At 44.1% G+C, this 25,149-nt stretch carries 23 protein-coding genes; 4 read left to right on the forward strand and 19 right to left on the reverse strand.

Going from position 1 to position 25,149, the window contains the following annotated elements:
- The first annotated feature begins 563 nt into the window (after positions 1-563).
- Positions 564-989 carry a hypothetical protein gene (locus AC0IYG_RS25175; RefSeq protein WP_471713836.1) on the forward strand — a complete coding sequence of 142 codons (426 nt, stop codon included), beginning with the start codon at positions 564-566 and terminating at the stop codon, positions 987-989.
- An 83-nt stretch (positions 990-1,072) separates the two neighbouring features.
- On the forward strand, positions 1,073-3,283 hold the full coding sequence (locus tag AC0IYG_RS25180) for a S41 family peptidase (protein ID WP_471713837.1): 2,211 nt from the start codon (positions 1,073-1,075) through the stop codon (positions 3,281-3,283).
- Positions 3,284-3,296: 13 nt separating this feature from the next.
- Here AC0IYG_RS25180 and AC0IYG_RS25185 read toward each other — a convergent pair whose 3' ends face one another.
- From AC0IYG_RS25185 to AC0IYG_RS25275, 19 genes are all read right to left on the reverse strand, one after another.
- The gene (locus AC0IYG_RS25185; protein ID WP_471713838.1) at positions 3,297-5,924 is read right to left on the reverse strand and encodes an ABC transporter permease; all 2,628 of its coding nucleotides are present in this window, start codon (positions 5,922-5,924) and stop codon (positions 3,297-3,299) included.
- Between the two features lie 2 nt (positions 5,925-5,926).
- Positions 5,927-6,271, reverse strand: coding sequence for a PadR family transcriptional regulator (locus tag AC0IYG_RS25190; RefSeq protein ID WP_471713839.1), 345 nt, complete (start codon positions 6,269-6,271; stop codon positions 5,927-5,929).
- 1,111 nt (positions 6,272-7,382) lie between these two features.
- Positions 7,383-8,765 carry a PKD domain-containing protein gene (locus tag AC0IYG_RS25195; RefSeq protein ID WP_471713840.1) on the reverse strand — a complete coding sequence of 461 codons (1,383 nt, stop codon included), beginning with the start codon at positions 8,763-8,765 and terminating at the stop codon, positions 7,383-7,385.
- 177 nt (positions 8,766-8,942) lie between these two features.
- The gene (locus tag AC0IYG_RS25200; protein WP_471713841.1) at positions 8,943-9,422 is read right to left on the reverse strand and encodes a hypothetical protein; all 480 of its coding nucleotides are present in this window, start codon (positions 9,420-9,422) and stop codon (positions 8,943-8,945) included.
- 2 nt (positions 9,423-9,424) lie between these two features.
- Positions 9,425-9,907, reverse strand: coding sequence for a hypothetical protein (locus tag AC0IYG_RS25205; protein WP_471713842.1), 483 nt, complete (start codon positions 9,905-9,907; stop codon positions 9,425-9,427).
- Between the two features lie 20 nt (positions 9,908-9,927).
- Positions 9,928-10,221, reverse strand: a complete 294-nt coding sequence (locus tag AC0IYG_RS25210) for a PAAR domain-containing protein (RefSeq protein WP_471713843.1) — start codon at positions 10,219-10,221, stop codon at positions 9,928-9,930.
- A 19-nt stretch (positions 10,222-10,240) separates the two neighbouring features.
- Complete coding sequence (locus AC0IYG_RS25215) at positions 10,241-11,338, reverse strand: hypothetical protein (protein ID WP_471713844.1); 1,098 nt, start codon at positions 11,336-11,338, stop codon at positions 10,241-10,243.
- A 2-nt stretch (positions 11,339-11,340) separates the two neighbouring features.
- The gene (locus AC0IYG_RS25220) at positions 11,341-12,183 is read right to left on the reverse strand and encodes a TssN family type VI secretion system protein (protein WP_471713845.1); all 843 of its coding nucleotides are present in this window, start codon (positions 12,181-12,183) and stop codon (positions 11,341-11,343) included.
- A 13-nt stretch (positions 12,184-12,196) separates the two neighbouring features.
- Positions 12,197-13,138 carry a hypothetical protein gene (locus AC0IYG_RS25225; RefSeq protein ID WP_471713846.1) on the reverse strand — a complete coding sequence of 314 codons (942 nt, stop codon included), beginning with the start codon at positions 13,136-13,138 and terminating at the stop codon, positions 12,197-12,199.
- The gene (locus tag AC0IYG_RS25230) at positions 13,138-14,943 is read right to left on the reverse strand and encodes a hypothetical protein (protein ID WP_471713847.1); all 1,806 of its coding nucleotides are present in this window, start codon (positions 14,941-14,943) and stop codon (positions 13,138-13,140) included. Before AC0IYG_RS25230 ends, AC0IYG_RS25225 begins: the two co-directional genes overlap by 1 nt.
- A gap of 29 nt (positions 14,944-14,972) precedes the next feature.
- Positions 14,973-15,407 carry a GPW/gp25 family protein gene (locus AC0IYG_RS25235; RefSeq protein WP_471713848.1) on the reverse strand — a complete coding sequence of 145 codons (435 nt, stop codon included), beginning with the start codon at positions 15,405-15,407 and terminating at the stop codon, positions 14,973-14,975.
- Between the two features lie 138 nt (positions 15,408-15,545).
- A complete protein-coding gene (locus AC0IYG_RS25240; RefSeq protein ID WP_471713849.1) occupies positions 15,546-16,640 on the reverse strand; it encodes a phage baseplate assembly protein V in 1,095 nt (364 codons plus the stop codon).
- 11 nt (positions 16,641-16,651) lie between these two features.
- Complete coding sequence (locus tag AC0IYG_RS25245; protein ID WP_471713851.1) at positions 16,652-17,233, reverse strand: hypothetical protein; 582 nt, start codon at positions 17,231-17,233, stop codon at positions 16,652-16,654.
- A gap of 274 nt (positions 17,234-17,507) precedes the next feature.
- Entirely contained in the window at positions 17,508-18,413 is a 906-nt protein-coding gene (locus AC0IYG_RS25250; protein ID WP_471713852.1) for a glycoside hydrolase family 19 protein, read from the reverse strand.
- A gap of 40 nt (positions 18,414-18,453) precedes the next feature.
- The gene (locus AC0IYG_RS25255) at positions 18,454-19,017 is read right to left on the reverse strand and encodes a hypothetical protein (protein ID WP_471713853.1); all 564 of its coding nucleotides are present in this window, start codon (positions 19,015-19,017) and stop codon (positions 18,454-18,456) included.
- A 90-nt stretch (positions 19,018-19,107) separates the two neighbouring features.
- Complete coding sequence (gene tssD / locus AC0IYG_RS25260; protein ID WP_471713854.1) at positions 19,108-19,500, reverse strand: type VI secretion system tube protein TssD; 393 nt, start codon at positions 19,498-19,500, stop codon at positions 19,108-19,110.
- A 45-nt stretch (positions 19,501-19,545) separates the two neighbouring features.
- Positions 19,546-20,925, reverse strand: coding sequence for a type VI secretion system contractile sheath protein TssC (locus tag AC0IYG_RS25265; protein WP_471713855.1), 1,380 nt, complete (start codon positions 20,923-20,925; stop codon positions 19,546-19,548).
- A gap of 165 nt (positions 20,926-21,090) precedes the next feature.
- Positions 21,091-21,420, reverse strand: a complete 330-nt coding sequence (locus AC0IYG_RS25270; protein ID WP_471713856.1) for a hypothetical protein — start codon at positions 21,418-21,420, stop codon at positions 21,091-21,093.
- Positions 21,421-21,495: 75 nt separating this feature from the next.
- A complete protein-coding gene (locus AC0IYG_RS25275; RefSeq protein WP_471713857.1) occupies positions 21,496-23,985 on the reverse strand; it encodes an ATP-dependent Clp protease ATP-binding subunit in 2,490 nt (829 codons plus the stop codon).
- Positions 23,986-24,162: 177 nt separating this feature from the next.
- Between AC0IYG_RS25275 and AC0IYG_RS25280 the strand changes: the two genes are divergently transcribed.
- Together AC0IYG_RS25280 and AC0IYG_RS25285 are read left to right on the forward strand one after the other, a co-directional pair.
- Complete coding sequence (locus AC0IYG_RS25280; protein ID WP_471713858.1) at positions 24,163-24,891, forward strand: FHA domain-containing protein; 729 nt, start codon at positions 24,163-24,165, stop codon at positions 24,889-24,891.
- Between the two features lie 25 nt (positions 24,892-24,916).
- Positions 24,917-25,147, forward strand: coding sequence for a hypothetical protein (locus tag AC0IYG_RS25285; RefSeq protein WP_471713859.1), 231 nt, complete (start codon positions 24,917-24,919; stop codon positions 25,145-25,147).
- The last annotated feature ends 2 nt before the right edge of the window (positions 25,148-25,149 follow it).

A 25,149-nucleotide genomic window follows, 5' to 3' on the forward strand; every position in this document is an offset into this window, starting at 1 on the left:
ATATTGTTGATTTTTTACAGCCGTTTATTGCTTATTGAAGCATTGAAAAGCTATCGTTAATGGACTATGGCACTTGGGATTTGCCTGAGAAACTGCCGAATGTGCTGGGGAAATTGATCAGCATTGCAGCGCTTACGTTAGCATAATAGAGTCTTAAATGATCTGAGTAATTTATAAATATTCTAAGTTATCACACTTAGCTTATTTTCATCAAATTTTACGCTCTTTACAAATCATCGTTTAAACTTCAAAACAACAATAATCTTTCTTATTGTAACCGATATGGGGTTTTGTAACTCAGCGGCTCTCCAAATCTCAAAAATTACGGCATGAAATTTGTAGTAATAGTGCATATAACAAGGTTCGCACTATCCACATGATTACTAGAAATAAAAGTACTTTACTAATAGCCTCTGTTTTGTTGTTGCTCTGCCTTTGGTTGAAGAAGGCAAGGACCGAACATACCAATCCTGGTCAAGAGCCGAATAGTTCGAATATGTTGCTAAGCGAAAGCCGGGCAGACTGACTTATCACATTCATTTTGACCCAAATATTTACTCACTATGCTCCTTTCTCTACTCTTTGTCAGCCTCAGCCTCAATTTAACGACGCCCAATTTCGCCGCTGCTTCACGCGATTCGCTGTCGCTATCTGTATTTGATGTAAGTCCGGTTAAAGGATCTTCCGGCTATTATTTCAGTTTAGCTTCTACACCGCTCACGCAAAACGAGTATGTTTTTATAGCCACACCATTGAAAAAGGGTTATTTCTTTATCAATGGCAAAAAGATCGTTGTTGAGCATACAATCACTGTGAAGGAACGGAAAGGATTTACCATTTACTTTTCGGGAGAACAGCACAATGCCCAGCTGACGATCCGTCAGGAGACCAAAGGTGCTAATGGCGTTATGGATTACAATGGTGTCCTGGCCATTCAGAATGCATCTGAGAATCACAAATTCAAGGTCCACGGAAATCTCTATCCGTAAGCTTCTTGCGCATTAATTACCTTCGGTTACAGTAAAAAAACGGCGAGAGCGGTTTTGTCAGCTGTAACCAATCGTCATTGATCATGCACAAGCAACTTTATCTGATCATCCTTCTTTTTGTCTCACAATTCGTCCTGGCACAGGAGAACACTGACTTTAATCTTGGTTTTGAAAAAATTGCTGCTGGGCAAAAACTGCCTGCGGGATGGCTGCAATGGGGAACGGGCTATCTGGTTACTAGCGATACGGTTGAAAAAAACCAAGGTGAGCGATCCATCCTTCTTCAAGCTCCCGAGGAAATAAAGAACGGCACTTTTGGTAGTGTAGCAGCCACTTTGCCCGCGATTTATGACGCCAAAGAAATTGAGCTGAAAGGATTTATCAAGTTGCAAGATGTTGTGGGCGCGGCAGGATTAATGTTACGCATTGATGGCAATTCCGGCGTCCTGAGATTTGATAACATGCAAAGCAGAGGCATCAAAGGGACGCAGGAGTGGAAACAATACAGCATTAAGTTGCCTTATCCATCGAACGCCGCCAAAATACACGTCGGGGCATTGCTTGTAGGAAAGGGTTCACTGTGGATAGACCAGTTTGAGATTTTGCTTGATGGAAAGCCAATAGAACAAGCTCAATTAAAGAAGCCGGCGGCGGCGACTTTTGACAAAGAGTTTGATAACGGATCAGGTTTTAAGATTGGTAAGCTTTCACCTGCGCAAGTGAGTGAACTGGCTAACATTGGAAAGCTTTGGGGTTTTCTGAAATATCATCATCCAGCCATTGCCAATGGCGATGTTAACTGGGATTATGAATTGATCCGAATCCTGGCGATGGTTGCCGCCAATGTTTCAGCGGCTGAAAAACAAAATGCACTTTTTAAATGGATCTCGAAATTAGGGCCTGTTAAAGGCGATGAGAAGTATGCAGTTGCAGATGACGCAGTGTTGAAGCCATCGTTGGAATGGATGAAAAATGCGGGTTTTGGCAAAGAGGTCGAAGCATTGCTGGATACGATCAAGAACGCCGCCCGCACGGATGACGGCTATTACATGGGTTTAGCACCCGTAGGCAACCCGGATTTCAGAAATGAAAACCCTTACGCTGATATGCCCTATCCCGACGCGGCTTTCAGGGTGGTGTGTTTGTTCCGTTATTGGAATATGATCGAATACTTTTTCCCTTATAAGCATTTGATCAAGGAAGATTGGCACGCGTTGCTGCTTGAATTTATACCAAAGTTTGTGAATGCCGGCGATGAAACCGCTTATAAATTAGCGGCGCTTGAACTGATTACAAGAGTAAAAGACACGCACGCCAATGTCTACAATCAAAGCCCTTCGCTGGACACGTATTTTGGCAACCGTTATGCTGCTGCACAGCTGTCGTTTGTGGAAGGGAAGCCTGTCGTTACGGATTATTATAATGCCGCTCTTGGAGAAAAATCCGGGTTAAAAGTCGGTGATGTGATTGAACAGATCAATGGGAAAAACGTAAGTGAGATCATTAAAGAAAAGCTGCCTTACACCGCTGCGTCTAACATGCCGACAAGGCTGAGAAACGTAGCACCGAATTTGCTGCGCAGCAACGATGCAATAATATCCGTTCGCGTTAAGCGCGGATCCAAAATGATGGATTTGAAAGTTCCTGCGCATGACAAAGAGCAAATCAACATTTACGCTAACTATAACAAGAAAGACACCTGTTTCAAACTGATCCAGCCGGATGTCGCCTATCTGTTTCCAGGCAAGTTTAAAAATGATTATTTACCGGTTATCCAGCCTGAAATAGCAAAGACGAAAGGTTTGATCATTGACATGAGATGTTATCCTTCTGATTTCATGGTGTTTACATTTGCACCTTACTTGTTGCCAGAAGCGCGTGCATTTGTAAAATTCACAGTAGGAAGCTCAAAAATGCCAGGTCAGTTCACATTCACACCCGAGCTTAAAATTGGCAAAACGAACGCAGATTATTACAAAGGCAAAGTCGTGTTAATCGTAAATGAAATTACGCAAAGTCAGGCAGAATACACTTCAATGGCCTTTTCAACGGCACCAAACATCACCATCATCGGCAGCACAACAGCCGCCGCTGACGGTAATCTTTCACCAATTGTACTGCCCGGCAACATCCGCACCGGCATCAGCGGAATCGGCATCTACTATCCTGACGGAAAAGAAACGCAACAAATCGGCATCGTTCCGGACATTGAAGTGAAACCTACGATCAAAGGCGTTGCGGCAGGAAGGGATGAACTTTTGGAGAGAGCTTTGGAGATTGTTAACGGTAAATAGTCACTCCCCTGCCCTACTCCGTCCGTAAACTTTTGATCGGGTTCATAAGACCAGCCTTAATCGCCTGAAAACTGACGGTAAGCAATGTAATGAGCAGACTACCAAAACCAGTCGCTATGAAAATCCACCAGGATATTTCTGTACGGTAAGTGTATTTTTCCAGCCAGCCATTTAAGAAATAATAAGAAAGTGGCGCAGCGATCAGAAACGCAATGCAGATGAGGATGACAAATTCTTTTGAAAGCATTGCCCAAACATTCATGATCGTTGCACCTAATACTTTTCTCACGCCTATCTCTTTCGTCCTTTGCTCTGCAATGAAAGATGCCACACCAAAGAGTCCAAGGCAACTGATCATTAAGGCGAGAATGGCAAAAAATGTTGTCAGCTTGGCGATACGGACCTCTTCATAAAACTTAGCAGCATAATCCTGGTCTACAAAACTATACTGAAAAGGAACGCCCGGATCATACTTTTTGAAGACGGATTCAATGTTGGCAAGTGCAGTGGACGTGCTGGCGCCGGGTTTTATTTTTAATGTAACGACGCCGCCCTGTGTTTTGGAAAGGCTGTAAATCAATGGCTTAATCGGCTCATAAGGCGAACTGACGAGCATATCGTCAATCACACCAATGATCTTTACGGGCGTATCAAACCATCGCAGATCTTCTCCGACCGGATTTTTCAGATTCATGAATTTCATTGCAGTTTTATTAATGACCAGACCGACTGAATCACTTGCAAAGTCACGACTGAAATCGCGGCCATCGATAAATTTCCAGCCAACGGTTTTGCCATAATCGTATGAAACTTCATTATAGTCGAAGTCTACGGACATCGTTGGATCTTTTCCCTTCCATGCAATTCCGCTGGTGGAAGCCCACAAGTTTGTTGTTGGACTGCTGGATTCAGCCATTTCCTCAATCGCCCCTGCCTTTTTAAGGTCATTCCGCACCACATCAAAGTGCGTGTGAATGTCAGGTGTTGTTAAGTAAATGGTCACCAAACCATTCTGATCATACCCAACCGGCCGGTCCTTTGCAAACTGAATTTGACGATAAACGACAATAGTGCCGATGATCAGGGCAATGGACACTGTAAACTGGACAACGACAAGCATTTTCCTGGGAGTGGCTGTCAAACGACCAGCTTTAAATGTTCCTTTCAAAACTTTGACAGGTTGAAAAGAAGACAGGTAAAGTGCGGGATAACTTCCTGCTATCAATGCAGTGAACAAACTAAAACAAATTCCTATTAACCAGAAAAGTGGCTGCGTCCACAATATTTCGAGCTTTTTATCGGCGACCTCATTGAAAAATGGAAGGATCAGAAAAACCAATACAATGGAAACTAAAAGAGCGAAAGCTACCACCAAAAAAGATTCACTAAAAAACTGGATAATTAATTGATTACGCACAGACCCGACTGCTTTCCTTATCCCTACTTCTTTCGCCCTCTTCTCCGACCTTGCAGTGCTGAGATTCATGAAGTTAATGCAGGCCAAAAGCAATACAAATGACCCGATAATGCCTAAAAACCAGACATTGCTGATCCTTCCACCCACACGCTGACCGTTTTTGAACTCGGAATACAAATACCATTTGCTCATCGGGTTGAGAAACAAGTCCGGTTTGAACTTTTGCTGCTCCTTCCTGATGTGCCTTTTTTTGACATCCTTGATTTTGGCAGAAACCTTATCCAGGTCAGCATTCGAATTGAGTTGGGCGAAAATCAGAAAGTTATTCGGACGCCATGGATCTTCAATTGTTTTTAGATATGAATTCTCAACCTCGTATAGTGACCAGGGGGCGAGAAATTCGAGCTGTCTGAACGATGAATTGTGAGGAAGGTCTGCATAAACCCCGGTTACTTTCAGGTTGAGCTTGTTGTCCATCTTGATCACTTTTTCAATTGGATCAGCATCACCGAAAAAAGTTTTCGCAGCGGATTCGGACAACATAATCGAATATGGATCCTGCAAACCGGCTCTTGTTCCTTTCAGCATTTCCAGTGCAAGCATTTCCGGAGCAGCCGATTCAATATAGCCGCCCGATTTACTGATTTTTTTATCGCCCGACGCAAGCACATGCGGAGTTATGAACGACGACATTATGATATGTTTAAAATCGCTTCCGTAATTGCTACGCAGCTCACCAGCAAGTGGATACGGCAAAGAAAACTGCGTCCCAATTTCACCGTTCCGGGTCTGATGCTGCATAACCTGGACAATCTGATCATAGTTTTTGAAATTACGATCATAAGAAAGTTCGTCGTGGACCCACAGGCCGATGAGGATTGCCACGGCCATTCCCAATGCCAAACCGGTAATGTTGATGAAACCGTAAGCCTTGTTTTTGGCCAGGGTCCGGAATGCGATTTTAAAATAGTTTTCGATCATTTCAGGGCTAAATAGATAAGTGGACGAATACGGGCTTGGTTTTCTTCTGATAAAATACGGCGTGATGTAGCGGAGAGCTGCAAGCAAATAAGACAGTCTGGCTCTCTTCAAACCTTTATTTTTTGTGTTGATGGTGAATACTTCGTGCAGGTCACCCAAGACATCTTCACGAAAATGGGGCGCGATAATAAATCTGAGGACATTGTCAATCCATTTTGGCGGCTCGTTCCGGCTATTTTTCATGGCTAGGAAAAGCTTAGTTTCGTTTGCAGCTTCTCTTGCGGAATGGACTGCCAAAGTTGTTGGCGTATGAGCTGGATTTCCTGTAATGCGCGGCTTCCCAGGTTTGTGATGGTGAAAAACCGCTTTCTGCGCCCTCCCCTTTCCGCAGTTGCACCACCCATTTCGGAAGTCAAAAATCCCTTTTCCTCCAATCTGTACAAGGTCGCATGCACCGCGCTCAAAGTGATCGAGCGCCCGGTAGCCTGCTGTATACTTTCCCACACATTAACACCATAGGCAGGATCCGCGCATGCCGCAACCACCAATAAAACAATCTCCTCAAACTCCCCCAAGAATGTTCTTTTCATCAACCCAATCCATTAGTTCAAATTATGCAGAACAAATACTTTGCCAAGATGGAGAATGCTTGTTAAGGGGCTTTTAAGGGTGATTTGCTGTTTGTGTAGTGTGCGGAAACGGACATTAATTGTTAATGTCGGACGTTCTTGGCGATGATGTTTGTTGTTGATTTTGTTTGGGGAGGTGCTTTTTGGGTGCGTGGGGATTTAGGGGGATGCTGTTTGGATTTGGCGATTGCGGTGTTGGAGATGGGAGATCTTTTAGTTTGAGAGATTTGAGTTTTTGTGGTTGTTTGGAAAGCTGTTTTATCGGTGTGAAGTGAGAAAAGATTGCTGGTTGGACGAGTGTTTATTTGGTTATTTACGTTACGGTTATAAAAGTAGGTTGTGGACTTGCAATAGACAGGAAGAGTGGAGGGTTTCTTTCGAGTATTAGGTAAGAGAGGGATTCGAACTTGCGACATAAACAACTGATTTGCAATAAGTTATCAGTCTCCATTTCCCTGTTCCATGATTTAAGACATACACTCAAAAGCTAACCCGCATATTGACATAACTTGCTGATATTCAATTGATAGCAATTCAATTTCACTCTAAAATTACAACATTAGTTTTTAATGGCAAAAAATGGTTAATTTTAATTGATTTTCATGGTTCGAATCCCTTTTCTCCGGGAGTTCGAAACCCTTTGAAAAAGGGTGTTGCAATTGTTCCCAAACACAATAGCTTATTTACATCGTAGCCTTTAACATCCTGCAAAAATTATCGATGCGAGCAACGCAGAGCATGATGTGTTGTCTATTTGAAAGTGGCACCGTAACTGGAATGGTATAGATAAATTCTCGTATTTCTCAATATCCATAATATTCCGCTGCTAACCATTTATCATAAGTGCTGCCTATTGATGATTCTTTTCTCGTCGGCGCTAAAACCTTTTTCATCTTTTTTGAGAGCAATAAGTCAAACAAAGTAATGAAAGTAGCAGAAGGACGAGTGTAATGTTTTTAATAGTATCGGCTAGTTTACTGATTTTTTTTTCGACTTTGATAACCTATTTCGACACATAAATACTGGGATATGATGCACACTTCATCAAAGAGGATACTTTCGGATAGCTGAATTATGGTTTTGGATAGGAACAGTTATTTTTTTGGAATAACACTTTTGACATTGCCCAGACTTTAACTTTTCCGGTATTCTTGCAACTCCAATAGGTGTTGTTTTTACCGGGATCAACAGCAAATGCAAAGACATCCCATTTTCCACCTATCTTCTCGATGGCACCGAATATTTCCAGCCGTATATTTGCTTTGTTTGTAATTCTAACCGAAACTCCATCTGCGCCACAAAAGCCCCATTTTTGTTCCACAGACAAAAAATCAGCGTTTGAGTACGTATTCCAGTCACACTCTGGTTCGGAAGGTTGATCTTTCTTCAGTTCCTGGCTTTTGCACATGCCCTTGTCAATTGTGATGTTATCTTCCCATGTAGTGCCGTCATCTGCAACCGCCTTAAATCTGTACATTCCAGCGGATAATTTGGCGTTGACATTGCCATATCCGCAATTTATTCCTTGCGTATGATACTGCGTTATTAAACCTTGATCAATGCCATTAACCACGACTTTAATTTTACCAACTTTGAGATCTGACTTTGTCCAGAAGGTGACAATGCCATTAATCATATTATCCCTAGTTAGCTCAATGGGATGGCATTGGCCAGCCACCAGTTGTTCCGTACCAGCCCACTTAAAACCTTTCTCGGATTCCGCATACCATTGAAATGATTTTGGCCCCGTTTTCATCCAGACGTCGTTTTGTTCACAGGATATACCATTTGAATATACTTTGGTAACCTGAGCAGAAGCCATTGGTCCATTGACCATTCCAACGGTAATTTTGCCCGCGTCAAAATCGGTTCTGGTAAAGAAAGAAACTTTTGCACTGTATTGTGTTACCGCAATATTTTTGGACACCTCGCTTGTTGTACCGTTATTTCCCGTGGCTTTTAATTTAACCGTATAATTTCCCGGTTCGGAAAATTTCTTAATAGGACTCCTTTCGGAAGAAGTCGTACCGTCTGAGAAATCCCACGCAAAAGACACTGCATTAATGGATTTGTTAGTAAAAAAAACATTATCCTCGAGTGTAATTTCTGACGGACTATATGAAAAATCAGCAACGGTCAGGTCCTCGTTTGCGGCCGGATTTTCTGCAATAGTTATTGTTTTCGAGAAACTATCCGAGCCTCCTTCTCCAGCAGCAGTCAGGGTTACCGTTATCGTTGTAGCAGAACGTACTGTTAAAATCACATCTTTGGCATCAATGGATTCGCCATCACTTGTAACCCAGGTGTAGCTGTTGGCATTTTGAGAGGTGTTCCTAAAATTAATTTCAACAGGGGCAACTAGGTTTTCCTGCGGGAAAAATTCGAAATTGGCAATCGGTAAGGGAGGTGGTTCTTTTTCCTGGCAGGTAGCGAAAATCAATAATGTTGCTGACAACAGTAGTCTTTTTAGTGACACTAAGGTATAGGTTCTCATGATTACAAGAAATAGATGGGTGCCTTTGAATATTTACATCGTACCAAATGTAGATTGTGTTGATATTCAAAAAAATACGTCATATGCCGTATTTTGAAACTTCAGTGCTTGATTTGTCCTTGCAGACAATTTCACATATTATTTCATGCTTTTTGCAGCACTTAATTGCTCCTTTAAATCTTCGTTTTCTTTTCTCAAAGCAAATTCTTCCCTCCTCAGTCCATTAATTTTTTCGTTTGCATTTGCTAATGAGCTGTTGCCTCTTCTAGATTGAACCGTCTCAGTGATCAAATCCGAATAACTGTCAAGAACCAACTTATAAAGCGGCTGGGGATATGCTTCCTTCAAATCATTTGTCCATTTGAAAAAAGGGGCAAGTGTTTTCATTTCGAGATCCCGTTGTCTTTGAATTTTGACTACGAGTGAATCTGCTTCATTGGTGTAATCCAGGACCGTCCGGAGCTCTTCTTTTCCTGCTTGTTGCCGCTCTGCCTGTACTTTTGGGGCAGAAATAAATAGCAGCATGAGCCAATAGATCAATAGTATAAAGGCGGTCAAATAAATCGAGCAGAATAAAATGATTTTACGGTTTCTTTCCTGATAGTTGATGGGTTTCATAGCTAGGGAAGGTTAAGAATGGCTTGCTGGACCATTTGATTTTGTAAACGGATCTGCTCATTTGATTTTTCGAGTTCAGCAATGCGCTTTTTGAGGTTTTGAGTCTGATCGGAACTCTGGTCCTTTAACTGACCTGATGCAACGATAAGTTGTATACGTAACCTGTAATTATTGACCAGCTTGCAAGCAATGTCATTCATAAGCGATCCCTGATTACAGTGACCTTTCATCTCATTCAACTGATCGTTTAGTCTCAGCTCCGAATCAACAAGAGCAGCTTCATCTTTACGGGCTGCCGCTATTTTGTAGTTCTTGAACAGGCTATCCAGCACCGTGCTTTCTTTCACGAATTCCTTTTGACTAACCAGGTTCCCAGGGCCTGTTCGCAGGCGCTCCAGGACGGTTTTGTTGTAGTAAAAAAACAGGGTCAGTACCACACCGAAAATCGGCATGTTAGTCGTCAAAAACCAATTGGACCGGCTCATAGTATTTCATTTTGATTCATTTATCTACCAATTTTAACCGTCGGGCAACCCATTGTGATGCTGCCGCCGTGCGCAGTCGGGTCACCCATTCTTGCTGCCGGTTTCCCCTCGATCGTAACGGTCATCGATCCCTTGGCAATGGTGTCCGGAGGGCCGGCACAACTGCATAAATCCGATGCCCGGGCTGCGGGCATGCCACCAATTTTTACTGTAACTGCCCCGGGCGGCATAACAGGCCCGCCTACGTGTGGCACAAGCCCGGTTACCATTGGACAGGAATGCGGATCGCCCGCTCGTGCTGCAAGTTGTCCCATTGTTTTTTACTATCAAGTGTTACGCAATATCCCATTTCGCTGCATCGACATAGGGTAATGCCAGCAGGCTTTGCAATACAAATTCAAGAAAATCGAGGAAGCCTTTGATGCTGTCCAGCAACAGGTTGCAATCATTATGATCGTATTGGTGTGTCAAAACACTATCGATCATAGAATCCATCAACGACTTCGAAACCTCGGGAACATGCATGTTGAATTTGGTCGTCCCGCCGACATTGTTTCGGAGATATTGGTAGAGCCTCGCAGAACTGTTTTCTGAAAGGCAGTCTAGGGTCGTCCTGATTCCCCTCGCATACCGAACCAGCCCATGGATGAAGTAAACCGGCGGCATTTCTCTGGAAATTAATTTATACTCGTCAATTACCTGTAAGCCGGTTTGCACCATGCATTGAGCTAGTTGAAAAACGTCGCGGGCCACGGGCGACTGAGATTGCATTCCATTGATCTTCCGCATGATCTGGATGCTGGTCTGCTGCAAACTATGGATCTGCTTGCCGCAGGTTTCATAATACCAGAGCAAATTTTCACCGAAAACACCGGTCGTCGGCGGAATGTAATCGTAATCCGGCACAAAAAGCTGTCCTTCAAAACGCACCCTAAAAACCGGAATACTGAATGCATCGGCGAGGGTCTCGTACACCGGCAATAGTTCCAACATGGGTTTTAGAGCCATAAATGGTCTACGCAGCGGCACTTCATCGGTGTCGTAATCGCCATTTTCCACCTGGCCAGAAAGTGAGATTCTTAACACAACATAAAATAATCCGCCGCCACCCAAACGGTTTTTATAATCTAGCAGCGAAAGGCTGGCAGCTTCTGTGTCTTCATTCGCTTCCCACTCCACCCTGATCCCGCCAGGTGTGATCGCGCGGCAACCTAGGAGGCTGATGGTGTCGCCCATGACGCTTATTTGCAACCCCGCTCCCGAACCGTTTTCACTTGCCAACAGACCATAGTTATGCCCATTGAGATGAAGGGCGCTGCTGTCACGAATCGCATCCCTAACGGCATAGTCGCTTGCCGTAAGGTGCTGCTGGGTGATTTTCATTCCATCGCGCCAGTTTACAAATTGATATTTTATACCTGGAAGTTTCATATTTATCTCTTTAGACTGGCTGCATAGATCATTTCATTAGGCCCTACCTTGTTTTCAATAAGCGATTTATCGGTGTTAAGGTAAATTTTCTTCTTGCCGTGCGTATACTTAAACATGACCCATTCAAGAGGTCGATGATCATCGGTCATGAACTGGATTGGCTTTTTGCGGTATTCGCGGTGCTTGTTGTGAAAGGAAATAAAATAGTGAAAAAGGTCTCCTAATGATACATTCGAAGGATATTCCACCTCATATCCTTCAAAAGGTCCCTGCGCAGAGCCCGGCACAGGCGTGAAATTCATGCTTACCTTGATCGTGTCCACCGGTAATAATCTGGGAACCGGCTCATGCACCGGATATATCCAGGATTTATATTTTTTAGAAGGGATCAACATCCAATAATCGTACGCCTTAAGCGCCAGCGCCGGAAGCGCAAAAACGAATGTTGCCTGCATTAACAATGTTGTTTTCTCTTCCGCAATAGTCAATTGATAGATTAGTAAGCTGCCGGAAATCCCAAAACACAATAGCGTCAGGTTTAGAAAAAAAACATCATACAGATTTGTTCTCTTCCACCAATCCAGCGTCAGCGGTGCCAGGATGAGATAAAGTAATCCCAGCAAAAATGCACCGCAAGATAAAATGGCAAACCGACCGGTAAATGCTTCCACGCGCGTGCTTGCAAATGCAACGACTGAAAAAAGCAGCATGGTCCAAAAAATCCAGATCACGAGACGTACAATTCCTTTTGGCTTTTTACCAACATAAAACAAAAGGCATATTGTAACAAGGCCTGCGCCGAACGCGGTTAAAGCAGGTAAGATGGAAGATAATGTGAGATGCATAACAGTTTGTTCATTAGCCTAATATGGTGGAATAGCTCAATATACACAGTTCATTTTTTTTGCCTATTACAAATGCAGGCTTACCCGGAACAAGCACGATTTGCCATGAAATCTCAACCGGCAGCAACATATCACAAAGAAATTTAAGCAGCCTGTAATTCTTTCCTTCCGGCTCGTGATGTCTGAAATGCGGCATTTCGGTGTAGTTTAAAGGCCCGATTTCCAGAAGGATGTTTTCTGTGTCTGCGAAACCTTCAAACGGTGCCCAGCTCATACCCAGGATACTTTTTCCAAGCGGCATCAATGCGGGAGGTTCTTCTTTTTCCTGCTTTTCCGCTTGCCTGATACGCACAGGAACTTGCAGGATTTTTTCAATTTCAGCTGCAACTTGACCCAAGTCGCCTGCGATATGGCCTAACCGAAATCCCAGATCCAGTAATGCTGACTTCTGATATACATCCAATTCGAGATCTAGATTTGGCCAGAGCAATTCGAAAATCTGATCGTCAAAAGCGAAGTCCGCATTTGCGGCCAATTGATTTTCAAACCTTTCAAATTCGACGCGAACCCTTCCAGCCTCCACATCAAATGGGAACAAAAAATGTTGCGCCTGACCGAAACCCGTTGCCTGCGTCTCTGCATCTTCCAGCATAACCTGCTCGGATCTTTCGCGGCCGGCACTTGGCTGGTAAAACAACCCCGATGGAATCATATCCACCATGCCCTCTTTCGCGGCGATAATCCGGATTGCTTTTTTAGTTTCTTCGACGGTTTCAAATTCATCTTCCAGCACGCTCACTTCCCTGGAATAAGATCGCTTGAACGCCTCACGAGGCACAATAAACGTCCGATCAGGATCTGAAAAGCCAGCATCGATAAGTTCTCTTGTAACCACCTCAGACCGAAGGTCGACAGGCATTTGCCTCAGCATTTCTGAAAAACTAACACTGTCCATTATACCTTCCAGTTATATCCTTTTACTGAAACAAAGAGTGGAATAACGCCCGTTGAACGTTGCGTCAAAATATTCTTAACGAGGCTGGCCTGCCTTATCCAATAATCTTCTGCCAGATTACGTCCTGCATCCGGCGTGATCATTACTTCAATGATTTTGCGTACGCCTTCTTTCAATGGCTCTCCCATGTCAAGCTTTTTACGGACCTGTACTTCGCTTGCAAATAATCCTGGAAGGTTTCGCGTAATGGTTCGGAAATCTTCGATCGTCACCGCTTTTCCCCGCGTCAGCATAGCTTCGCGGAACGCATTTCGCATGGCCGTCTCGTCCAGCGCATTTTCACCGCCTATACTAGGCAACACGAGGTAAACATTTTCAAATTTGTGACTATTGGCAGGCTCCGCGTTTAAATTCGTCAGCGCCGGCAAACCATTTCCGGCACTCCCACGCGAGGTCCAGAAATAAATATCCAGAATGTTACCAGCGGACCTGGTATTGGCTGTCAGATAAATCTGAGGCAACTCGTATTCAAAGGACGCCAAATGCTCGTTCATCTTCAGAATGCTGCGGTTGATCTGTTCCAGATGGCCGGAGAGGATCGAATTATCAAGCGCATCAAATGCCGCAAGATCATCCCGCATTTTTGCGGATAAATCCGACAGCGTTTCAAAAGCATCCCGTTTATCAAAACGGGCCACATTGCGGCGACGAAGCGTATATGTATTGTTCGCTTGGCCGTTGCTACTTGCGGATTTCAGCTCTTCGCCATCACCGTTCAGTACCTGATCGATCCCCAGGAACCCGTTTTCATCTTTCAGCGCATACACATTGAACAGTGCTTGCAATCTTCCGCGCTGGTGCACCCGTTTTCGGTTTATTACAGGGATGCAGTTTGTCAGTACGAGCATGTTATCGAGTGCATCCTGCGAAATGGAAGCCGGACAAACCAATTTGAACCAAACCAATTGCTCCGAAAACAACCCTTTGGCCTGGTCGTCCAACAATGCTTCCCATTCAGCGGGATAATTTCTTACAATGGATTTGAGACCGGATGGCAAGGGATCCAGCGTGATAAAATGTTGCCGGTAGTAGGCATGAACATTCTGCGCTTCGTTTTGATATGTTCCCAATTTTGACTGATTGGCAACTATTCCGGTTTGAAAAGCAAGCGGTACTATCGTTTTTGTCTGACCATCCTGATGAAAAAAAACTATTGATGACACATAAGGAATGTTTTTGATTTGGTCCCCCATAGATGGCCAGTTAAAAAACAACCGCAGCGTTTCGGGTGCAGCGTCTTTTGGAAGTTCAACGCCCAGCCAGCACGTATTTGCTGTTATTTGCTTTCCGGCCTGTAATTGGACTATCCTTTGTCGGGAGCATTCCCCTGTGATCAGGTCAATATGGCTCCCTGATGCCATTATCCTGACATTTGCACCTTCCAGTGTGTAGTTTTCCGCAGGACAAAATGTGGTTCCCTCACTTCCCGAACTACTAAACTGGTCTGTCATAGCGATGCTTCTTTTAGTGCCATCGTCGCCGAGCTTGATCACAGTGTGTGCAGGCACAATCCCAGTCACCACTTCCGGTAAAACCGTCTCGACCATTCTCTTGACGATCCGGCCGCGCGAAGCCTCCATTTCCTGCCAAATCTTCTCCATCTCCACCGAGAAGGCTCCGAAAAGCAAATCCACAAGCGGATCGAACGCACCGTTTTTCAGGTCGGCTTCATCCATTCCCCACTGCTTCGCAGCCTCAGACTGCAGGCGAAGTTTGATAGATTGTCTGGTTTGGATAAGTGACATATTGTTCTAATTTTTAACGGCTAACCCTTTCACACTACTGTGATCGGCCCAAAGAACATTAGAAATTTTTCTTCAAAATTTTCATCAGTGCTGATGATCGTTCCCCGGATTTTGATATTAATGCGGTTGCGGATCCGGGTCACCTTATCCTCCCTGTTTTTCTCCTGGATTTCATCTTTCTCCACATCCACATTGTATATCCGGAGCCTCGTTTCGTATTGATGGACCGATCTCCGAATATCTTCCTTCACATCGTCGAGCCAATGGTTCAGGTTATCGGTTTGTTCAAAATCCTTTTCCCACAGCAGGCATTGAAATTGATCATCGTAACGCCACTCTCCACGTTTTGTGACCAGAACAAGGTAAATGTAACTCCTGATCGATTCGCGCAGATTACTCTTCTGCGAGCGTTCATTGCGCATTAAAGCGCCAAAATCAACCGGTAGTGAGTAAAAAGTTTGCATCGGCTAGTTTATATTGACCATCTTCGCCTTCAGAATGCCTGTCCTTCGCCTTGCAGGGCAAGTTGACCCCCTTTCACCGACGTTTGCGATTTCCCTTCCACATTTACTTCGTTGCCTTCAATTTGCACCTGGTTACCCTCAGCACTTCCAGTTCTGGTCAGCCTTCATTCGGATTGTTTTGGCTTTCATTTCGATCTCCTCTGCTTCCAGCGTGATCTTCCCCTTGCTTTTTACAGACACATGTGGGTTGCCGTTCATCGAAAGCACCAGCTCATTTTTGTTGTCCTTATTATAAATCCTGATTTCTTCTTTTCCGCTGGTGTCGTCAATGATAATGTGATTTCCTCCCCGGGTAATAATACCCTTATAATTGTTCTGGGGCTCAAAAAGCTTGTCTCCGGGCTTCACATTTCCATGATACATGGAACCGCGGACAAAGGGCAGATCCGGATTTCCAAATTCAAAATCAACAAAAACAACTTCATCTTTTTCCGGCGTGAAATAAATCCCGTTCTTATCACCACTCATCAGCGAAGCCACCCGGATCCACGGCGTTGTCTCGCCTTCTTTCTGCCAGTAAAACTGCACTTTCACGCGGCCCATCTTTTCAGGGTCGTCTGTATCCACAACCTTCGCAGGCTGCGACTCGGCCTTGGGGTATAACAAGCGGTAGTCGACCGGCGGATAGGAAGCGTCTTGGGGCACTCCTTCAAATGAATTGCTGTAATAGCCACGGGAATCAACATAGTGCCTGACATTGGTAACCACAAAGGATCCGTAAAAGTCAGTCCTTTTCAAAATTCCGTTCTCTTCAACATCGTCTATTATCTTTGTCTTACCTCCTAAGGATATACCAAGCTCCGTGCTCAAACCTCGCAAAGTCGCCAAGTGGTTAGATGCCTCATTCTTCCGCAGCCTTACCGACATTTTTAGCGAATCCAGTGTTTCATTTCCATGAAAGGATAAATCTGTATTTTCGTTCGCAAAAGTATGTTTGGATAGATTGTATAGAACTTTCGCATCTTCTCCCAATCCCTCTATTTGTTCAGCATCTGATTTCGCCCGGAAAGATTTTCTATCTTTTGAAAGGTAATGGAAATACCGGCCTTCATGGGTTAGAGGCACCAATTGGGCTTTGAAATCGATTTGCTTTAAATTACTACCATATTCAAGAACCACTTCTTCTTTAAGCATTTCGACCTTTTTTCCCGAAAATAAACTTTTCTCCATCATAGTAGCACCATTCACCGAAGGATTCGGCGAGACGATAAATAAAATTGTACGTATCTTCTTGGTATTGGGAAATGTAGGATATTTTTTTTTCGTGGGCTGGTTTTAATTGATAATTCCCTCCAAAGGCGATAAGAGGCTGAATCAAATGCTTCAAAATTGAACTTTAAGTCTTGGTTTTCAAAAGACTTTGTATTTGTACCGGTATTCAGAAGAATGGTCGGGCTCATTGCGGAAAGTACAACTGTATTATTTACTGCGTCCTTCTTATTCAACTGTATTGCCGTGACGATTCCGATGAAGGTCTTTTCAGATTTGGGAGTAAACTCTCCTCTTGCCGTAACAGGTCCTCTCCTTATTCTGAATGAAATTTTCTGGCTTACCCACTTTTCGCAAACCTCTTTTAATGTAACCGTAGTTGTTGCTGTATGTTTGCCAAAAAGCTGTTCAACATAATCCAATCTAAGTGATATTATTAAATTGTGATGATTATCGAAAGGTTGATCGAGCGTTAGATCAATAAATTCATCAATGCTCATATTCCCAATTGTCATTTTAACTTTTGAAGTCTCAATGCTATTCTCCTTAGTAGCCATTTTTGTGTTTTGAAACGTTAAATTCAATTCAACTACTAGAAACGTTTTATGTACCTATTAAAAAGACGTTTTTGCTCAATGGTTCGGAGAACTATTTCCGAAGATTGCAGATTTGCCCCAAAAAATCCTTTGTAAAGTCGTTCATTGCATTTTAGGATCTCTTCATATTCTCCGGAAGGAACTCTGGATTCTATAATTCCAAAATTGGGTTCGTCTTCGGTATTGGTTTCTAGCTTTATACGCTCTGGATTAATGGCGTTCTTCGCTGCAGGTGCTACTCTTTTGACACCCATATGGGATCTTGTTTATCCAACCGAAAACCGGTCTTTGATATTTCCGAGTAGTGCTTTATACTCCCATGATAAAGTGTGACTATTGCGGAGGAAGAGTTGTTTTCACTTGCCAAGCCTTCCTCGAGTTGGATGAAATATTTGATCCGGTGTCTAAGGGCGATATTACCTCCGTTGATTAATGATGATACAGTACTAATTAAATTCTTTCCTCCCTTATCGATCACTCTATTCAACTTTTTATCTTTCCAAAACCATCCGGCTGACCAAAACATGAGCTTTCCATCTTCCAGAAGCTCGGGATTTGAAAGCACATTATATTCTCTCATTCCAGATTTCCTTCTCAGAAATCTGTTGAATCTCGTGTAGTTGTCCCTACCGGTAAGCTGTAAAAGACCTCGACCCAGAAATCTCCAACCATCGTCTTCTTCTGTATTTCCAAGTCCAGGTTTGTAGGCATAAAATATATTCATCTGATCCCTATGTGACAGGGTGTCAAATATTTCAAATTCGCGTTGATCGTCAAGACATGGAAATCCTTTGTCCGACTTAATAAGTCCTGCATATCCTCCCTTTAAATCGAATTTCATTTTACCATAGCACATAACCTGGCGTTTGCCAGTGCTGTCCGGTGCAGATAACTCCCTTAGTCTTTTGGCGGTATACCGACTACCACTTGCTTCGCGCGTAAACCTAAAGTTGCCTGACTCTAGGGCAATTTGAGATATAAATACATTTCTTCGAGTGGAAGTAAGATTAATTTCGAATTGCTCCATTACATCATTAAGTCCATCACATACATCTAGCGCCGTTTTTGAGTCAACAGCCAAAATGGATGTCAGTTCGTGTGCAGCTATGTTGTATCTTATGTTTGGGCCTGTTGTCAACATGATCTTATCAAAAGGTAATGATAATGAAACTGAAATTGAATTACTTTTTTACCTTTTGGAGACTTGCCCTGATACTGTCCGACTCAATTTGTAGTCTGAGCAATTCGGTTTTCGCTTTATTGATCTCTTTGCTGCGTTGAATTCGCAGCCTATGCTGTTCGGAAGATCCCTCCAAAACCGAGCTTGCAGTTTCATGAAGTGTTATTGTATCCTGAGCGAGTCCAATAAAGATATTTGCAACAGGAACAAGCTCTGTCAAACCTTTTTTTTCAATTTCTCGAATGATCGATTTTTTCAGGATTTCCAGAATTTGTTGTGGTCTGCCGCTTGTGAGGATGTCATAATGCTGATAAATTGTAAACAATGTCTTGACAGTAATTTGATACAATGATAGCGCTGCTTTCACCTCAAATGCGTTTAGGATTATGTTTAGTGGAACAAGCACAGCTTGAAGCGTTACAGCAAAATTTCCCCAAAATTGAGCCGCAGAAATATTTGAATTCAGTTCCTTCTCTATTTCCTCCATTGATTTGAGGCCGTCCGCTATGATGAGTTGTTGCGTAATTAACTTGTCGTATTTAGCCTTAATTTCCAGAGCAGTCATGAGTCTTAGTTAAATAGCTATGTTATATGCGCAGGTCTGATTCGCAAATTTGATTATCAGACCTACCACGTGTCAAATATTTAAATCCTACTACCACTTCTTCTCAAAAGCCACCCCATCCACAGTCAGCTTCTTACAGGAAATCGTGATGTTCTCTGTCATTGTTCCCGACGAACCTGCGTCCATGGATTCGCTGTACCCTACTACGGCGCCTTCCTCGAATTCGATTGTTTTGAAATCTTTGTTGATATCCGCAGGATCCTTGAAAATCACTTTGCCCTTGCTTCTTTTTGTAGGATGGATTGCCAATTTCCAGAATTCTGACTCTTTAATCCCCTCCACTACCAGGGAAACATTGCCTGCGAACACTTCTGAGGTTGTTTTTCCGGTCACATAATCTGCACTCTGGGATACCGAATAAGAACAATGATGGAGTTTACGGGAAGTGCCACCGTCGATAGATACTGTTGCTTCAAAAGCCATGTCTAGTTAATTGTTAAAAGTTGAAAAATGAATTGTGTTAAATCTTTATTTGATTTCGGTAGTCCAGTCTTCGCTACCGTCCATGCCTGACAAGCTTACCAAAAAGCTTCTTGCAGAGAAATGCGGAGTGATTGAAATATCGAGCAAGATGTTCTTGATATCGTTCGGATCGCGTTTAATGCCTTTGACCGTATAATCTTTAATCAGCTTTTTCGAGCCTGTAATGCTGTTCAAAAATTTCGAGATCTGGATCTGCAAATTATCATCCGTATCATAAGTCCAGTTCTGAAACGCATAACGGTCCAGAAAATCGACCAGCACTTTGTTGATCCAGTCAAAAACACGCACTACGGAGTAAGTTTGCAGACCTACATTGTCGCCATTAAACATGGTCCTGTCTGAAAACGCCTGCACTTTTCCATAGGCAGACAGCATTGGGATCAGGCCCAGGCGGTTCATATCGCCCGCCTGATTGCGGTCGATGTTGAAACGGGTGCCGTCTGCTCCCATTAACATGCCGTAAGTGGCACCGGCAACCGGCTGCGACATGAGTACGGAATGCATCCGGCCCGCCAGCGCGGTTGACGGTGGAATGTATAATGCTTCTTCCTCACCTTGCTCTGTATACGCTTTGCGTCCCACCAGCCAGTTGCAAGCCATTAGCAGGTTTGCTTTGTGGTTACTTGCATCTGCCAATTTGTTTTTTTCAAATGCTGAAATGGCCGTTTTGGCATCGGTAAAATCCTCGTAGTCGGTGATCATCATTACTTTATGCTTGCTGGCAACACGGGCATAACTGTCGATCACAGTATTTTTGCCCATATATCCCGGGATTACCATCAGCGAATAATTATCGCTCAAATCGTAAACCTGGTAATTGTTGTGCAGCTCTTCGTCGATCGTATCGAGCACTTCACGGTCTTTGATATCGGCTGTTTGATCCAGTGACGCATTTACAATGGTAAGTTTTGGAATGGCACGCTGCTCGGTATTCAGCATGAATGTTGCCAAGCCTTGATAGGAGACTTCGAGCTCCTTGGTTTGTTCGAGGATCTTTGCCTGATTTTGTTTTAACAAGTTCTCGTTACGCTCCTGTCCGGCTCGCGCTTTGGACTGCATCTGATCCACACTAGCGCTTTCATTGATCAGATCGGCCCAAAGTTCCAATCGGCTAAGCAACTGACGGCGTTCATCCAATGTTTCATCATCCGATAAATAATTGGCCTTTGCACCTGCTTTTTGCGGGTTCATGTCCCGGACACCTTCGACAGAGGTTTCAATAAATTTGAAGCCGCCTAGTGATTTCAGCAACTCAATGCTGTCCTGAAAAGTTAGCGGTGCAGCCGCGACTGCCGTGGTTTCGGTGGGATCACGGTATACCGCTTCCTCCCCAACTTTCTGGGTTTCTTCTTGTAGTTTAGTCATGATTGATAGCCTTAGCCTGACGGGCTGCTTTGGGTTTAAATACTTTCTTTCAGTTCTTGGATCATCGATTGCAGCGCATTGAGATAGGCGATGCGCGTTTCTGGATCGGCCAATGCTTTCTGAAGCTGACGGTTGTTTTTAAGATTTTTATAAAAACGGTCGTAATTATATTCCTTTTCTGAAACCTGCTTTTAGAAAGTTGCTTTGTTCTAACATCCCCTCCGGAGAAAAATCTTTCATCTGCGTGAAAGAGATTGTTTCTGAAACCGACGCGCCGTTTTCGTCTTCAAATTCCGCGTCCACTTCGGGCTTGAAATGCTCGAAAACAGACTCCATGGTTTCCAAACCGGTTACCTTTTCCTTTTGCGGACTGTTGTTGAAAGCTGAAACATAGAGCGTGCGGGAAGGCGGAAGCGCTTCGATTTTTTCATATCCTTTGTTAGCATCCGGATCTACATTGCCTCCCGGACGAATAAAGTCAAACTGACCTGCCATGATGTTTTAGTTAAATGGTTTTCAAAAATTTTATTAAAAAATTGTTGTAACGAGCATTCGTATACGCAACTGTTGTCAGGCAACATCCCAGACGAAAGCATTATCTCCGTCGAGCCGGAGCGTTACGTTACCATCTTTTCCTATCTGCCCGGAAATGATCATTTGTGACAACGGCTGTCTGAGCCGGTTGCTGATAACCGCCCGGATAGGGCGTGCGCCGAACTGTGGGTTGTATCCTTCGAGAGCCAATGCTTTTTCAGCACTTTCCTCAATGGATAAGCAGATGCCCAGCTTATCCAGGCTTTTGCGGAGTGGCCGCAGCTGGAAATTGAAAATCCGTTGAATTGTTTCTTCCGTAATCGGGCGAAATGGCGTCAGTCCGGTCAGGCGTCCTAAAAACTCAGGGCGGAAATAGCCTTCCATATTGGTGATCAGGTCAGATTGCGTTGGTATCCTCCCCTCATTGAACTCCTTCACAATAAACTGCGAGCCGATATTGGAAGTGAAAAGCAAAATCGCATTGGTAAAATCACCTTCACGGTCCAGTGTGTCGTGCAATCTTCCCTCATCCAGTATTTGGAGAAATATATCATAAACCTTTGGATGCGCTTTTTCAACCTCGTCAAAAAGCACGACTGCGAAAGGTTGTTGCCTGATTCTTGTGACCAGCAGACCGCCTTCTTCGTAACCAACATATCCCGGAGGCGATCCTTTCAGTAACGAAACGGTGTGTTCTTCGGCATATTCGGACATATCGAACCGAATCAGGGCTTTTTCATCATTGAAAAGCAGCTCAGAGACGGCTTTCGCTAATTCGGTTTTGCCGGTTCCGGTAGGGCCAAGCAGAAAAAATGAAGCAGGTTTACCAGTTTCTCCCACACCAGAGCGATTTTGCCGGATCGCATTTGAAATAATTTCAATGGCTGTATCCTGGCCTACCACCCTTTTTCGTAAATGGTTTTCGAGCTGTAAGAGTTTATCTTGCTCATTGGCCTGGATCTTTCCCAACGGAATGCCCGTTTTGTAGGCAACAACGGCCGCAATGTCTGTTTTGTCAACAAGCTCCTTTTTTTGTTGCCCCTGGAATGTAATTTTTTTCAACAAACCTGAAAGCATTTCGCTTGCCAATGCAGGATTATCAATACTCTTGATATCATTCAATTCCTCAATCTGACCCAGGAGAACCGGACTGATTCGGTCGTGGAGCTGTTGTTCAAACCATCGTAAATCTTCCATTTGAACATCCATCGCATTGTTGTCAGCATTGGTAATCAGTGCCTGAAACTCCTTTTTGAGCAAATCAATTTCAACCTGCGTTGTCTCGGACATGAGTTTTCTTGCCGCCAATGTGCGGTCTATCAGATCAAGGGCTGCATCGGGCAGGCGACGATCTTTAATGTATCTTCTGGACAACGTAACCGCTTCTTTTACAGCGTCGTGATCCAAAAATAATCCGTGATGTTTTTCGAAATGCGGGACCACTTTTTCAATCATTCTCCACGCACGGACGTCATCCGGCTCTTCCACTTTTACGATTTCAAAACGCCGGCTAAATGCTTCGTCGCGCTCCATGTATTTTCTGTATTCGTCGAGCGTAGTGGCGCCAATTACGGTCAATTCACCTCTGGCGAGCTCGGGTTTTAATAGATTTGCTAATCCGCTCACTCCGCCTTGCGGATCCAGCAGGACATGGATTTCATCGATAAAAAGCAGCGCCCTGGGAAATTGTTTGATCTCGGCTATAATGTTTTTCAGCCGGTCCTCCACTTCGCCTTTGTATGACGCCCCGGCTATTAATGCGCCCATATCCAGCTGAAAAAGAGCTGCATTCTGTAAATGTCCCGGAATATTGCCACTGACAATCTGGTGCGTAAGCCCTTCAACCAAGGCTGTTTTTCCAACGCCGGGCTCACCCACAATGATTACATTGGGTTTGGTCCTTCGCCCTAATGTCTCCACCATCATCCGGGTTTCCCTTTCCCTGCCGACGATCGGATCCAGCTTTCCTGCCTTGGCTAATGCAATTTTATCTATACAAAAACGGGCAATGGCTTTAGCTGCGCCGGCATTGGTGCCAGTTACCGGTTGAGACGTGGCAATGTTTACACCGTTTTCACTCGTTTCTTCCTGGCTAGACTGTTCCAATGCCTTGTTCAATAAAAACAATTCATTGAACGGGAACGCCTTCAACTCATTCAGGCTGAATGCCACATCCGGTCTGCTGATGGCTATTAGCACCGCGAATGGTCTAATTTCGTGATCGCCGAGTTTCAGTCGCACCACATCGGCAACCTCCATGGTCTTCATCACTTTTTCATCGCCACCCGGTTCTTCAGTAACGCGCGCCGATTTTGGATATTTCTCAATGCGGTAACCTGCCCAATCGCGGATAAACTGAATGTCGGCATCCCAACTGGCCAGCAAGCCTCCCAGCCCCACATCATTATGCAGCAAGCCCACAACCAAATGTGCTGGTGAGAACGTAGCATGTCGGTTGTCGCGGGCTGTGGCCTGGGCCACTTGCAGGGCCCTGATCAGTTCGTCGGAGAGGTTGGTGGTGAGCATTGTTCCTGTCGTGTTTGGTAATAATCAACGATGCAATGTTAGGCAGGATCGGCGCCCTGCGAAATACGGCAAATGACGTATTTTTTAAAATAGGGGCATTTTGCTACTTGCAATGGTCATTTAAAGGCGCTTCGTAGACTTTTTTGACTATCACAGAACATTAACCAGTTGCATGTTATGAATCCCCAAGCCAGGAGAATTACGATTGGCCGCAAACCCGGGAACACGATCGTTCTTAACAGCCACGATGTAAGCGGCACACATGCAACACTTACATTGATAACACCTGTTACCAACACCTGGGAAATTCAGGATATGGGTTCGGCCAATGGCACTTTTGTGGACGGCACGCGCATTTACCGGAAAGAAGTAAGTCCGTCCAGCCAAATTAAGCTCGGACAAACGCCACTATCCTGGGAGATAATTCTTGGAGAAAAGTCGCCTCGCGCTATTGAGCCTGTCAGGCCGACTCCCCTACCGATAGAAGAAGAACCAGCAATGGATGAATTGTTAAGGGAAATTGCATCGAACCTAAAAAGAGTAAATGATGAATATCGCGAAAAGAAAGCGCGTATTGCGGAGATCCAGGCGCAGGAATCTGTCAATTCCCGGGTACAGGGCCTCGGTTTTCCAATGGGTGCGCTTATAGGCTCCATGGCGCAGGCTTTACCGGGTGACTTTAAAGTCCTGGGTTATGCGGGTGGTGTTATTTCTCTGGGTTTCGCAATCGGGGCATTGATGAGCTCTAAAAAATTGAGTAAAGAAAGAAAGGCCTTCAGTGGGCTGGAAGATTGGTTTAAAATACATTATGTATGCCCGCATTGCCACACTTTTATCCAGCAGCCATTTGAACTTCTTGAAAAAACAAAAAATTGTCGCGCCTGCAAAAAACCGTTGATCCCCTAAAACTTAATTACTGATCGGAGAAATTATGAACAATCTTGATTTTGAAAAAACACAGGTTTGGGTAAAAAACCTAGTGAATGCGTCCCAGGAACCACGGGCGGAACAAGCGGAAATCAAACCGCTTATTCCGCTCAATCCATTGCCCAAAAAGCCGGAAATGAAGAAACTAAGCCAAGAAGAAAAAATGATACTTGCTGCGGGCGGGGCGTTGGCAATAGGACTGGGGGCAATCGTTATCTGTAAGTCTATCAGATGAAA

It is taken from the genome of Dyadobacter sp. AC419 (assembly GCF_979253085.1).

Bases quoted from the DNA above. Each gene is read 5' to 3' on its own strand.
- AC0IYG_RS25175 (WP_471713836.1), top strand. From the start codon at position 564: ATGCTCCTTTCTCTACTCTTTGTCAGCCTCAGCCTCAATTTAACGACG.
- AC0IYG_RS25180 (WP_471713837.1), top strand. From the start codon at position 1,073: ATGCACAAGCAACTTTATCTGATCATCCTTCTTTTTGTCTCACAATTC.
- AC0IYG_RS25185 (WP_471713838.1), bottom strand. From the start codon at position 5,924: ATGAAAAATAGCCGGAACGAGCCGCCAAAATGGATTGACAATGTCCTC.
- AC0IYG_RS25190 (WP_471713839.1), bottom strand. From the start codon at position 6,271: ATGAAAAGAACATTCTTGGGGGAGTTTGAGGAGATTGTTTTATTGGTG.
- AC0IYG_RS25200 (WP_471713841.1), bottom strand. From the start codon at position 9,422: ATGAAACCCATCAACTATCAGGAAAGAAACCGTAAAATCATTTTATTC.
- AC0IYG_RS25205 (WP_471713842.1), bottom strand. From the start codon at position 9,907: ATGAGCCGGTCCAATTGGTTTTTGACGACTAACATGCCGATTTTCGGT.
- AC0IYG_RS25210 (WP_471713843.1), bottom strand. From the start codon at position 10,221: ATGGGACAACTTGCAGCACGAGCGGGCGATCCGCATTCCTGTCCAATG.
- AC0IYG_RS25215 (WP_471713844.1), bottom strand. From the start codon at position 11,338: ATGAAACTTCCAGGTATAAAATATCAATTTGTAAACTGGCGCGATGGA.
- AC0IYG_RS25220 (WP_471713845.1), bottom strand. From the start codon at position 12,183: ATGCATCTCACATTATCTTCCATCTTACCTGCTTTAACCGCGTTCGGC.
- AC0IYG_RS25225 (WP_471713846.1), bottom strand. From the start codon at position 13,138: ATGGACAGTGTTAGTTTTTCAGAAATGCTGAGGCAAATGCCTGTCGAC.
- AC0IYG_RS25230 (WP_471713847.1), bottom strand. From the start codon at position 14,943: ATGTCACTTATCCAAACCAGACAATCTATCAAACTTCGCCTGCAGTCT.
- AC0IYG_RS25235 (WP_471713848.1), bottom strand. From the start codon at position 15,407: ATGCAAACTTTTTACTCACTACCGGTTGATTTTGGCGCTTTAATGCGC.
- AC0IYG_RS25240 (WP_471713849.1), bottom strand. From the start codon at position 16,640: ATGATGGAGAAAAGTTTATTTTCGGGAAAAAAGGTCGAAATGCTTAAA.
- AC0IYG_RS25245 (WP_471713851.1), bottom strand. From the start codon at position 17,233: ATGGCTACTAAGGAGAATAGCATTGAGACTTCAAAAGTTAAAATGACA.
- AC0IYG_RS25250 (WP_471713852.1), bottom strand. From the start codon at position 18,413: ATGTTGACAACAGGCCCAAACATAAGATACAACATAGCTGCACACGAA.
- AC0IYG_RS25255 (WP_471713853.1), bottom strand. From the start codon at position 19,017: ATGACTGCTCTGGAAATTAAGGCTAAATACGACAAGTTAATTACGCAA.
- tssD (WP_471713854.1), bottom strand. From the start codon at position 19,500: ATGGCTTTTGAAGCAACAGTATCTATCGACGGTGGCACTTCCCGTAAA.
- AC0IYG_RS25265 (WP_471713855.1), bottom strand. From the start codon at position 20,925: ATGACTAAACTACAAGAAGAAACCCAGAAAGTTGGGGAGGAAGCGGTA.
- AC0IYG_RS25270 (WP_471713856.1), bottom strand. From the start codon at position 21,420: ATGGCAGGTCAGTTTGACTTTATTCGTCCGGGAGGCAATGTAGATCCG.
- AC0IYG_RS25275 (WP_471713857.1), bottom strand. From the start codon at position 23,985: ATGCTCACCACCAACCTCTCCGACGAACTGATCAGGGCCCTGCAAGTG.
- AC0IYG_RS25280 (WP_471713858.1), top strand. From the start codon at position 24,163: ATGAATCCCCAAGCCAGGAGAATTACGATTGGCCGCAAACCCGGGAAC.
- AC0IYG_RS25285 (WP_471713859.1), top strand. From the start codon at position 24,917: ATGAACAATCTTGATTTTGAAAAAACACAGGTTTGGGTAAAAAACCTA.